Source organism: Mycobacterium palustre, assembly GCF_002101785.1.
In the GTDB taxonomy this organism is placed as follows: Bacteria; Actinomycetota; Actinomycetes; order Mycobacteriales; family Mycobacteriaceae; genus Mycobacterium; species Mycobacterium palustre.
The window spans coordinates 1-11,388 of the sequence record NZ_LQPJ01000111.1 but is presented as its reverse complement, the minus strand read 5'-3'; the positions used below and the strand labels follow the sequence as shown (position 1 = coordinate 11,388).

The 11,388-nt window shown below is 60.4% G+C and carries 10 protein-coding genes; 9 read left to right on the top strand and 1 reads right to left on the bottom strand.

What is annotated here, in order from left to right:
* Nucleotides 1–594 precede the first annotated feature (594 nt).
* The 9 genes from AWC19_RS17080 to AWC19_RS17045 all read left to right on the top strand — a co-directional run bounded on the left by AWC19_RS17080 (nucleotide 595) and on the right by AWC19_RS17045 (nucleotide 10,871).
* A complete protein-coding gene (locus AWC19_RS17080; protein ID WP_085079250.1) occupies nucleotides 595–2,436 on the top strand; it encodes an N-6 DNA methylase in 1,842 nt (613 codons plus the stop codon).
* Nucleotides 2,433–3,635 (top strand): restriction endonuclease subunit S, encoded by a 1,203-nt coding sequence (locus tag AWC19_RS17075; protein WP_085079249.1) that lies wholly within the window; start codon nucleotides 2,433–2,435, stop codon nucleotides 3,633–3,635. The genes AWC19_RS17080 and AWC19_RS17075 overlap by 4 nt, the downstream gene beginning before the upstream one ends.
* The gene (locus AWC19_RS17070) at nucleotides 3,632–6,577 is read left to right on the top strand and encodes a type I restriction endonuclease subunit R (protein ID WP_085079248.1); all 2,946 of its coding nucleotides are present in this window, start codon (nucleotides 3,632–3,634) and stop codon (nucleotides 6,575–6,577) included. Before AWC19_RS17075 ends, AWC19_RS17070 begins: the two co-directional genes overlap by 4 nt.
* 14 nt (nucleotides 6,578–6,591) lie before the next feature.
* Nucleotides 6,592–6,906 carry a M48 metallopeptidase family protein gene (locus tag AWC19_RS17065; protein ID WP_245849065.1) on the top strand — a complete coding sequence of 105 codons (315 nt, stop codon included), beginning with the start codon at nucleotides 6,592–6,594 and terminating at the stop codon, nucleotides 6,904–6,906.
* Nucleotides 6,907–7,147: 241 nt separating this feature from the next.
* Nucleotides 7,148–7,480, top strand: a complete 333-nt coding sequence (locus AWC19_RS17060; RefSeq protein ID WP_158090903.1) for a type VII secretion target — start codon at nucleotides 7,148–7,150, stop codon at nucleotides 7,478–7,480.
* Nucleotides 7,481–7,483: 3 nt separating this feature from the next.
* A complete protein-coding gene (locus AWC19_RS17055; RefSeq protein ID WP_069395821.1) occupies nucleotides 7,484–9,241 on the top strand; it encodes a hypothetical protein in 1,758 nt (585 codons plus the stop codon).
* 2 nt (nucleotides 9,242–9,243) lie between these two features.
* On the top strand, nucleotides 9,244–9,666 hold the full coding sequence (locus AWC19_RS29255) for a hypothetical protein (protein ID WP_069395820.1): 423 nt from the start codon (nucleotides 9,244–9,246) through the stop codon (nucleotides 9,664–9,666).
* A gap of 213 nt (nucleotides 9,667–9,879) precedes the next feature.
* Entirely contained in the window at nucleotides 9,880–10,182 is a 303-nt protein-coding gene (locus AWC19_RS17050) for a hypothetical protein (protein WP_069395819.1), read from the top strand.
* 41 nt (nucleotides 10,183–10,223) lie between these two features.
* Nucleotides 10,224–10,871 carry an HAD family hydrolase gene (locus tag AWC19_RS17045; RefSeq protein WP_069395818.1) on the top strand — a complete coding sequence of 216 codons (648 nt, stop codon included), beginning with the start codon at nucleotides 10,224–10,226 and terminating at the stop codon, nucleotides 10,869–10,871.
* Here the strand turns inward: AWC19_RS17045 and AWC19_RS17040 are convergent.
* Nucleotides 10,864–11,388, bottom strand: a 525-nt coding sequence (locus AWC19_RS17040; RefSeq protein ID WP_425436899.1) for an NsdA family TPR-like regulatory protein, incomplete at its 5' end; no start/stop codon positions are given. The two genes, AWC19_RS17045 and AWC19_RS17040, sit on opposite strands and share 8 nt — an antisense overlap.

Here is an 11,388-nt window from a genome sequence, read left to right as displayed (position 1 = left end):
CTCTCACGGCATAGTGGCTACCACAGAGCCACACGCGGACACGCGACCGCTCTTACACCACTCCACGGGACGTGACCTTCTCATTCATGTGGCGGACGGTACGTACCTGGGTGCAGAGCGTCGTTCCTAGCGGCAGCACCTGCACGACGCGGAGGCGGGTCCGCGCCATGGTCGGCTGAGGCTAACCCGGGACCGGATCGACCACTCCCGGGTTCAGCCGTTCAGCTACCGGCGCCGTTCCGCCCGCTGGTCCAGTTCCTGCCGACAGCGCGTGCAGTCACCACACCGCTGCGATGGCTCGGCTCCCGGCGGGATGAACTGGGCGTGGTAGCCGGGATGGTCACAGTATCCGCAGATCGCCATGACGTCGCTCTCCTGATTCTTGAGGTACGAGAGACACGGATGTGTCCCTCATACCTTCATGTGCGAACCGCCGCCGAATACAGTGTGTCGGCCATTCCCACTTTCACCCCCCTGCTGCCCGATCGATGGCACATCTCGGGGTCGGCCACGACTGCGATCTGACACGGTCAGCGGCTCACAGCTGGAGATACTGCTGGACCTTTGTCATATCACTATGCAAACATAACATACATGACGAAATCAGCGACCACTCCGGCGCTCCTTCAGGCCATCCGTGCTGCGCTCGATCTCACGCAGGCCGAGTTGGCCGAGCGGCTCGGTGTCTCCTTCGCCACGGTGAACAGGTGGGAAGCCGGTTCCAGCAAGCCACAGAGAGCCCAACTCGCCAAGATCAACGCTCTGGCCGAGGATGCTGGCGTCGATGCCAGCGATGCCCCGCTCGCCGGTGGAGCAGTAGTCACCCGCCGCCGTGGCCGCCAAGCTAAGCCAGCGACTCCGACCACAAAGCCAATGGAGCAGATGCTGTGGGACGCCGCTTGCTCGATCCGAGGCGAGAAGGACGCGCCGAAGTTCAAGGACTACCTGCTGCCGCTGCTATTCCTTAAGCGCCTTTCCGATGTCTTTGACGACGAGATCGACCGACTCGCCGAGGAGTACGGCGACCGTGACGTCGCCCTGGAGATCGCGGACAACGACCACGACCTGCTCCGCTTCTATCTCCCGGCCGAGGCGCGTTGGGCCGTCATCAGCGGACGCGCGCAGTACGACTGGCCTGACGACGAGCGCGGTCGGTCGACACGACCACGCGACATCGGTGAGCACCTCACCAAGGCCGTGCGAGCCGTCGTCCGATTCAACCCGAGCCTCGCCGGAGTCATCGACGTCGTGGACTTCGCGGCCGAGCGCAACGGTGAACGAGACATTAACCCCGCCAAGCTCAATGGCGTCGTCGAAACCTTTTCCGACCCGCGTTATCGCCTAGGCCTCGCCGACGTGCAGCCCGACTTCCTGGGCCGCGCATACGAATACCTCCTCCGGAAGTTCGCAGAAGGCTCGGGCCAAAGTGCAGGCGAATTCTTTACCCCGACCGAGGTCGGATTCCTCATGGCGCGCATCCTGCGCCCGAAACCAGGACAGACCTGCCATGACTACGCCTGCGGTTCGGCCGGTCTGCTCATCAAGCTCCAGCTCATCGCCCGTGAGCTCGACCCGACCGCGAAGGTCCCGCTCAAGCTGTTTGGCCAAGAGCTCCAGGCCGAGAGTTACGCCGTCGCCCGGATGAACGCCATCATCCACGACATGGACATCGACCTGCGCCGCGGCGACACCATGATCAATCCCAAGTTCCGCACGTCGTCGGGATCGCTCGACCAGTTCGATCTTGTCGTCGCCAACCCGATGTGGAACCAGCCTTTTGACGCAAGAATTTTCGAGGACGACCCGTACGACCGGTTCATCAAACACGGCGGCGCGACCTCGGGCAAGGGTGACTGGGCCTGGGTTCAGCACACCGTGTCGGTGCTTAAGGACACCGGGCGCGCGGCGGTCGTCCTCGACACCGGTGCCGTAACTCGCGGTTCGGGATCGAAGAACGAAGACAAAGAACGCAATATCCGCAAGTGGTTCGTCGACCACGACCTCATCGAGGGCGTCATCCTCCTGCCCGACAATCTCTTCTACAACACGATGGCCGCTGGCATCATCGTCGTGCTCAACAAGCGTAAGCCGGAGTCTAAGAAGGGAAAGATCACCCTGCTCAACGCGAGCAAGCGGTTTACCAAGGGCAAGCCCAAGAATCACCTCGCCGACAACAACGTCGTTGACCTCGCTCGGCTCTACAACGCGGGTGACGTGGTAGAGGGCGAGGTAGCCGTCATCGACATCACTCAGGCAGCAGAAGCGGATTACAACCTCAGTCCGAGCCGGTGGGTCAGTAGCGTTGGGGCAGTGGACAAGGGCGACATCGGCGAGTTGCTGACCGAACTCGATCTGCTTAGCAACGAAGACGTTGGACTGACCACTGAGCTATTGAAACTCCTTGCCCCGCTTGCGAAAGTCCGGGATGCCAAATGACATCAACAGAGGTTCCCTGGCCTATTCGACCCTTCTCAGAGGTCGCAGACTACGGAGTCGGAAAGACACCTGCCCGTGCAAACGCTGCCTATTGGGCGAAGTCCGATTACGACATCCCGTGGGTCTCTATTTCGGACCTCCAGCCATACGGAGTTGTGACTGGAACCAAGGAAACGATAAGCCGACGTGCTTTTGACCACGTCTTTCGTGGGCGGCTCGTACCCGCCGGCACGTTGCTAATGAGTTTCAAACTCACGATAGGGAGAGTCGCCACGCTGGGAGTGCCCGCCGCTCACAACGAGGCAATTATCTCGATCTACCCGCGGTCCGGGATGGATCAGAGGTTCCTTGCCTATTTCTTGTCGCAGTACAACTATGCGGAGCTTCAGGATCGACAGATCAAGGGCAACACGCTTAATAAGAGCAAGATAGACCGCATCCCCGTCCCGGTGCCGCCTGAGGCTGAGCAACGTGCAGTCGCGGATGTGCTTGATAATCTTCGCCGTGCGATCGACCTGCAGGAACGTGCGCTGAACAAGCTTGCACAAATCAAGGTAGCCGCGATGCAGCAGGTGTTCGCACGTGGGCTGCGGGGCGACGCGCAGGTGGAGACTGAAATCGGCCCCATCCCGGAGAGTTGGAAGATCGGGCCGCTGGGTGATCTCGCGTTATTCCAGCGAGGATTTGACATCACGAAGAGCGCTCAGGCTGAAGACGGAACGGTCCCTGTGGTTTCGTCAGGAGGCGTCAAGAGCTTTCACGATGTTGCGGCTGTCAGCGGTCCGGGTGTTGTGATCGGACGTAAGGGGTCGATCGGCTCAGTCCATTACGTCGATTCGGATTACTGGCCCCACGACACGACGCTGTGGTGCAAGGACTTCCGGGGTAACCTTCCTAAGTTCGTTTTCTACCGCCTTCAGTTGGTGGACATGAAGCGGCTCGATTCGGGTGCAGCCAATCCCGCTCTGAATCGCAACTTCCTCCATGCGGAGGTCATAAGTTGGCCTGACGTCGATGAGCAACAAGAAATCGTCAGGGTTCTTGAAGCGATCGATTGCAACATCGAGCTGCATCGTCGCAAGCGTAGGGTTCTTGACCAGCTCTTCGAGTCGTTGCTGCACAAACTGATGACCGGTGAGGTGTTGGTCGACGACCTCGACTTGAGCGCGTTGCCGTCAATCGATGGGAACGCAGCATGAGCCAGATCAAGATCTCCGAGGCCAAGTCGGTGCAGTTCCCGATGGTGAAGCACGCCTCAGCCGTCGGCTGGGAACAACTCACACCAGAGGAAGCCGAACGCATGCGTCGCGGTCGGGCCAACATGCTGTTCCCCGAGATGCTGGAGAACAAACTGCGGCAGTTCAACCCGTGGCTGACCGAGGACCAGGCCCGCGCAATCGTCGAGAGCATTGAAGCTCTACCCGCCACGATCGAGGGCAACCGAGAGGTGTTGCGTTGGCTCCGAGGCGAACGGCAATGGCACGACGAGAACGAACAGCGCCAGCGCCCGGTTCAGGTTGTCGACTTCGATCTACCCCACGAGAACGCCCTGCACGTCACGTGGGAGTGGAAGATCGAGCCGCCGGCGCGGGCGAAGGGCAACCGCGCAGACGTCATGTTCGTCGTCAACGGAATCCCGGTCACCATCGTCGAGCACAAGAACCCGAAGGACCGCGACGCTCTTACCAAAGCCGTAACCCAGCTCCGACGTTACGAGGTGGAAACGCCCGAGCTCTTGGCTCAGGCGCAGCTCCACAATGAGACCCACCTGATCGACTACTGGTACGGCGTCACATGGAACGTCAACCGCCGCATGCTCTTTAGGTGGAAGCACACAAGCGACGAGTCCTACCGCGATGCCGTGCAGGCGTTCTTCGAGCCGCGCGACTTCCTGCGCACTTTGCGCGAGTGGGTGCTCTTCTACGTCGAAGACGGTGAAACGAAGAAATCGGTCCTTCGTGAGCACCAGCGCGATGCAGTCGATGCGGTGGTCGAGCGGTGCGCCGACCCAGCGAAGAACCGGGGGCTGATCTGGCACACACAGGGCTCGGGCAAGACCTTCACCTTGTTGACGGCGGCGCAGTTGATCCTCAGCCAGAAGGACCGCTTCAAGAACGCAACCGTCATCCTCGTCGTTGACCGCATCGAGCTCGAGGGCCAGCTCAAGGAGTGGGTCGACAGGTTGCTCGGTGAGATGCAGGCCAACGACATCCCGATTCGGCGTGCCAACAGCAAGGATGACCTGCAAGAAATATTCGACTCAGATTTTCGTGGACTCGTCGTTTCGACGATCTACAAGTTCGACACAATCCGGAAGAACAGCTCCAACCGCGATAACGTCTTCGTCTTCATCGACGAGGCTCATAGGTCGGTCGCTGCTGACCTCGGCTCATACCTCATGGCGGCGGTGCCCAGCTCCACGATCATCGGCTTCACTGGCACGCCGGTCGGCGGGACACAGGGAGGTGGATCCAACTCGTTTCAAATCTTCGGAACACAAGACGAAAAGGGCTATCTGCACAAGTACTCGATCATCGAGTCGATCGACGACGAAACCACGCTGCCGATCAAGTACATGCTTGCGCCGTCGTCGATGTCCATGGCACCAGAGGACTTAGACGAGCAGTTTTACGCCCTTGCGTCCGACGAGGCCGTCACTGACATCGAAGAACTCAACAAGGTACTGCGGCGAGCAGTCGGACTGCGCACCTTCCTCGGCTCTGACAGCCGCGTGGCGCAGGTGGCTGAGTTCGTCGCGAACCACTTCAATGAGAACGTAGATCCGCTGGGGTACAAGGCATTTCTCGTCGCGGTCGACCGCGAGACGTGTGCGAAGTACAAGCGCGCGCTCGACCAGCTGCTGCCGCCTGAGTGGTCCGAGGTGGTCTACAGCGAGAATGCGAGCGATGTCGTCGACCGTCCCGACGTACACGAGCTCCAGCTTTCCGATGACCGAGAAAAAGAGGTCCGGCGACAATTCAAGAAGGCCGGCCAACAGCCCAAGATCCTCATCGTCACTGACAAGTTGCTCACCGGCTACGACGCGCCGATCTTGTATGCAATGTACCTAGACAAGCCAATGCGCGACCACGTCCTCCTCCAAGCACTCGCACGCGTGAACCGACCGTATGTCGACAGCGAGGGTGTGCAGAAGAAGGTGGGTCTCGTCGTCGACTTCGTCGGCGTCCTGAAAGAGCTTCACAAGGCACTGCGGTTCGATTCCGCCGACGTCGAAGGAGCACTGCAAGACCTCGATGTGCTGAAGGCAGATCTGTTGCTGAAGATCGACGCCGCTTCCGCCGAGTACCTGGAGGTCACAGGTGGCCAAGGCGCTGACGAGCAGTTGGAAAGCATCGTCTACGGCAAGTTCATCTCGGAGGACGAGCGCAAGAAGTTCTTCGACGACTACCGCGACATCGAGGCGTTGTGGGAAATCCTCTCTCCGTCGGCGGAGCTGCGCGATCACATCTCGACGTACAAGCGCCTGTCTGTTCTATACGCGGCCGTCCGCGCCGCCTACTCCGAGGCGACCAGCTTCACTGCCGATTTGGAGCACAAGACGAAGCGCCTGATCGAGGAGAGTGCGACCCAGGAAGGGCTCGGCCGGTTCACCAAGGTTGCCACATTCGACGTCCCAACCTTGGAGGCACTGGGTAGAGACGACGAACCGCCGGAGGAGAAGGTCTACAACCTGCTCCGCGGTCTACGCAAAGAGATGGAAGACAACCCCGCAGCCGCGGTGGTGCTCCAGAGCATCAAGGAGAAGGCCGACCGCGTCATTGAAAACCTCGAAGAGCGCAAGGTGAACGGTCTCGCCGCACTGGATGAGCTGAAAGCCATCGCGGAAGAAAAGGCCAGACTTCGTGATTTCGCAAAGCAGAGCGGACTGTCGGATCGTGCCTTCGGCATCTATTCGGCATTGAGGACCGAGCATTCGTTGAGTGAGCTCAACGTCGACATCCAGACGATCGCGATGAGCATCGAGGTGGCAGTGGAGCAGTTCCCGCACTGGCGGCAGAATCCCGACGAGCGACGTCGCCTACGCAGCGGACTATACAAACCCCTGCTGGACCGTCAGGTTCCTGCGAAGGCCTGTACCGAGATCATCGACAACGTTATGAACGTCCTGGAGAAGGTCTGATGGCAAGGCCAAAGATGAGGCTGACCGCCGACCAAGCGCTCACCCGCAAGGCCATGGCGTGGGCGACCAAAATTCGAGTGAATCCTTCGCGCGTCGTGATCGCCGAGCTGACTACGAAGTGGGGCTCGTGCGCACCCGACGGTGTGATCACGCTCGCGCAGGATCTTGTCGACATGCCCGACGCTTTCCAGGATTACGTCGTCGTTCATGAACTGCTCCACCTGCGCTACCGCTCCCACGGCAAAGCCTTTACCGCGATGATGACTGCCCTCATCCCCGGCTGGCGCGAGCTGGAGGCATCGAGCACAGTTAGGGAGGTGCACAGATGATTTCTGCGGAATTGTCGGGTGTGATGCGCCCCGTGTCGGACTGGCAGGACGGCTGAACTGGAAGCGGCATCCCGATTGGGCGCACCGGCTCAGCAGCCAGGACCCGAGGTAGTGGAAAGCACCCTAACCGCGGTGAGGGGCTGGATACGGCTCGTTTTTGCCGCATAAAGGCGTGTGCCGTTGGCGGTAAACTCCTGCGCAAACCGCTTAAATCTGCAGGCCAACAGATCGGGCGATGGTGATGGATGGCAACTTGGAGGTCGACGCAGTCCACCTGCGGTTGGCGGGCCAGGAGGCTGACACGCATGCCGATAATTTCTTGGCGGGGCACGTGGCCGCCCACGAGCGCATCGCAGCTGCGCAGACTGGGTTCATCGGGGAAAGTGCGGCGGCGTTAGCGGAGCTAGCGGCACATTGGAAGGACGAGACCGCGGCCCACCACCGCGAGGTGTCCGAGCATGCCGAAAAGTTTCGGACAGCCGCCGGCGAATACGAAACCACCGACACCGACGCGGAGGCGACCATTGACGCCACCGTCTCCGACCTGGCCGAGCGTATGGGCATGGGGATGTGACTGGTGGGGTTGAGCATCGCCGATCTGCAGGAGTGGGATCCCGAACAGATCACCGAGTTCGCCGAGGCCGCCGCAGCACGAGCCCGACACAGCCGCGAAGCCGCACAAAACATCCCTAACCTGTCGGTGTTCACGACCTGGCACGGCGAAGCCAGCACCACCGCCCAGGACGCGCTGGCCAAGACCAGCGGCAAAATGGAACTCTCGGCGCAAGACGCGTTCAAAGTCGCGCTGGGCGCCGGGCATGCCGCGCAGGAAGTCGCGGCGGCCAAAAAACAACTCGCCGACATCTTCGACGAGGCAAACGCCACCCCGGCAGTGCACATCGACACCAAAACCAACACGGTGGCCCCACCGGACACCAGCGGATGGGCCGATGAGGATGTCGCGAAGGTCAAGGCCAAAGTCGAAGACCTGCAACACAAGATCACGACGCTGATGGCCACCGCCGACAAAGCGAACGCCGATCTGGCGGCGGTGCTGCGCGCGGGCACCGGAAGCCAATCACCGGATGCCGCCGCCCAGTCGCCAGATGGTGCCGCACCGGCGCAAGCCCGACCGACTCCTGCACCTGGCGGCGCCGACCCGGCGGGAAAGCCACCGACGCTGGAAGACCTCATGCTGGGCCGGGGTGGTCAGCCTGCCGGGCAACAGCCTGCACCGGGCAGCCTGCCCGACCTGCTGGCCCGGCTCAACCAGCCCGCTCCCCCTGGTGCGCCAGCGCCGCAGCTCAACTCCGCAGAGGTGGAGAGCTTCAAGGCGATGGCTCGCGAAACCATGGCGCGCGACGGCGTACCACCGGATCAGATCGAGGCACGCCTGAATGCGATGACGGCGAACGTCCAGCAGTGGATGAACAACGGTGGGCCCCACTACGTTCCACCCCAGCCTCACCGGCCACCGCCGCCGGGATTCGGCGAAGGATTCGGTGACCGCTGGCGGGCTACCGAACAGGGGATCAAAAACCTCATCGGGCAAGGCGGACCCGGCGCGCCCGGCGTACTTGAGTCCTGGGAACAGATGCTCAAAGGCACCGCCGAGACTGTCCAAAACCCGGTAGGCGCGGCGGCCGGCGAAATCGCAAACGCGGTCGGCTCACCAAACCCCGCCTATTACGCCGGCGGCAAAGCCGCCGACGCCGCCGTCGCCCTGCCCGGAATGCTCTTCGGCGGCGAAGGAGCAGCGATTGCAGGCGAAGTCGGCGAGATTGGCCCCGGTGTCCTCGAAACCGGCCCAGCAGTCGGGCCGCATGCACCACTCGGCTTCGAGCATCTCCCCGCCTACAATCCGTGGGCAGAGCAGGCCGCCATGGACCTCAATTACGCGTTCGCGCACGGAGGCCCGACCCCCGAGCTCAGCCAGCAACTCGCCGACATGTCCACCCACTACATCGGCGACAACCCAGACCGAGTAGTCCTAGGTAAGTGGGATGGCCCGGAGGGCGGCTACATCGGGGAAGCCAGAGCCAACGGCGGAATCTACTTCGACACGGGCAACCCAACCTGGGACGCGCTCACCAGCGGGCTCGGTACCGAGCGCGGCGACGCGCTAGTCTGGCAAGTCAACGAGCAGTTCCTCCGCGACAAAATGGAAAGCGGTATACCCCGCATCGAATACACGGTAAACGAGCAATATCCCTCACTTGAGGCAGTTCTGCAGAAATTCCCAGACTCATTTTCTGCGAAAGAAATCGAGTTTCTCGTAGAGAATGCACCAGAGTACGGGTATCGCCGTGTCGGCAACGCATGGGTAAAGGATTGACCGTGGCAGGGGACTTCCTACAAGATGTGCAGGCAGTCATTGGACCTTTCTTGTCCGATTTGGGTTTCACCAGCGATGGGGTCGACAGCGCTGTTAACGAAGGCGGCCCGAAGGGTTCGGTTGCCTACTATCGAGGCCAAGACTGTAAAATTCAGGTCTACCACTCCTCGCGAGAAGGCGAAATCAATGCGATGATCGCCCCACTAGATGCGCCGAATGAGTACGGTCTCTACAATGGATCCGGGAAGTGGCACTATTTCAATGATTTCACCGATATACCCGACCTGCCTCTAGAAGAACTCGTACGGAAGCTCCGCGCGGAGCGAGCCAACTTCGAAACTACTCCGGAACGGCTCGAATGGCTAAAGCGGCGCATAGCCCGCGACTTTGATTCAGCGCGTACCGCAATAGTGGAAGGACGGTGAAACCTGAGGACGACTGGAATCGCCCCGGCTACCCTCTCGTCCCGGCGTTATTTGGCGTGCACTGGTGAGTTGTCAAGGCTCGACCTACGTCGACCACTCCGGGCTGTGGCCTTGACAGTTCAGCCGGGCGAGCGCCGATACTGTAGTTGTGGCAGCGGGGATGTTTCTCCGCATTCATCCATTGGACGCGGCGTAGGTGGTGCGGGAACAAACATGACAATAGAAAACTTTAGCGGTGCGGTCGAGGGGGCTTTTGCAACCGGAAATTCGGCTTACGGCCCTGGATTCGACAGCCGCGAGGTCATCGCTCGTTACGGCGAAGAGGATGGTGGCGCGCTGATCGAGAAGATTCAATCGTTGATGCAAGAGGCTATGCGGATGGACGTTGATTGGACAAAATATGACCTTGCCGGCTCGCAAGCCAATGTCGCAAGCCGGCTGCGGGAGAACCATCCCGAGCTGACGCCGGAAGCGACCGAATGGTTCGGTCGGTATTTCAGCTTTCAGAATCGCTGATACTAATAAGTCATGGTCATTGACGAGGCAGCGCTTAAGGCATGGTAAAAGCGGTCGTCTTCGATGTCGGTGAGACGCTTGTCGATGAGACGCGGGAGTATGGAACTTGGGCGGACTGGCTCGGAGTGCCCCGCCACACGTTTGTATCGGTATTTGGTGCTGTTATTGCGTCAGGCAAAGATTATCGGAACACATTCCAGGTGTTTAAACCGGGATTTGATTTGACCAAGGAGCGGGAGGCCAGGGCCGCGGCTGGACAACCCGAGTGGTTTGGAGAAGACGACCTCTATCCAGACGTACGCCCGACGTTATCGGCTCTTAGAACCGCTGGGTTTTGGGTCGGCATCGCCGGTAACCAGACGGCCCGGGCGGGCGGCCTTCTCCGCGCTCTCGATCTCCCCACTGATTTCATTGCCACTTCTGATGATTGGGGCGTGGAGAAGCCCGACGTAATGTTCTTCGAGACGCTTATTGAGGCGGCGCCAACAGATGACCCTTCACAGATTGTGTACGTGGGTGATCGCATTGATAATGACCTGCGGCCGGCCAAAGCAGCTGGGTTGAAGACTATTTTTGTCCAGCGCGGTCCGTGGGGTTGGATATTTCGTGACTCTCCCGAACTAGATCAAGCCGCGGATTGGCGGGTAAAAGGTCTGGCTGAGGTTGTTGATTTATTCGCTGCTAGCTAAATGAATTGACTGTGGTATGCCAGTCGTATAGCTTCGCGTCGAGATTTCTCACGGCAGGCAGGGATTCGTATTCCCGTAGGCTTTCTCTGACGGCTTTGATGCGATCCATCGCAGTGGCATACCACTGGCGGCTGACGCCTTCGATTGCATCGGTCAGCAGTTCGCACGCTCGCTCAGGGTCTTTGTCGGCGACCGCGGCCGCCGCCAGGTCCGCCAGGGTGATGGATCGTTGCTTGGCCGCGTTATCGGGCAGGTCGGCTAGTACTTGGGTTAGGACGGCCTGGGCCTGATGCGGCCGATCGGCTGCTACCAACGTGTTTCCTTTGAATCCCTGTAGCCGGGTCAGCGAGAACCAGTCGAACCAACCCGGTAGCTGCGTGGCGTCTTGCTGGTGGGCCATCAGTGTTTCGGCTTGGTCGATGAGTCGTAACGCTTCACGGTGAAACGCCCTGGAAATCCCGGAGGCTCCTGACCTTGGAAACGAGGATGCAGGTATGCCGAAGGAACAGTCGCCCGG

Coding starts and splice junctions, on each gene's coding strand:
- AWC19_RS17065 (WP_245849065.1), top strand. CDS start 6,592: ATGAGGCTGACCGCCGACCAAGCGCTCACCCGCAAGGCCATGGCGTGG.
- AWC19_RS17070 (WP_085079248.1), top strand. CDS start 3,632: ATGAGCCAGATCAAGATCTCCGAGGCCAAGTCGGTGCAGTTCCCGATG.
- AWC19_RS17080 (WP_085079250.1), top strand. CDS start 595: ATGACGAAATCAGCGACCACTCCGGCGCTCCTTCAGGCCATCCGTGCT.
- AWC19_RS17075 (WP_085079249.1), top strand. CDS start 2,433: ATGACATCAACAGAGGTTCCCTGGCCTATTCGACCCTTCTCAGAGGTC.
- AWC19_RS17045 (WP_069395818.1), top strand. CDS start 10,224: ATGGTAAAAGCGGTCGTCTTCGATGTCGGTGAGACGCTTGTCGATGAG.
- AWC19_RS17060 (WP_158090903.1), top strand. CDS start 7,148: ATGGATGGCAACTTGGAGGTCGACGCAGTCCACCTGCGGTTGGCGGGC.
- AWC19_RS17050 (WP_069395819.1), top strand. CDS start 9,880: ATGACAATAGAAAACTTTAGCGGTGCGGTCGAGGGGGCTTTTGCAACC.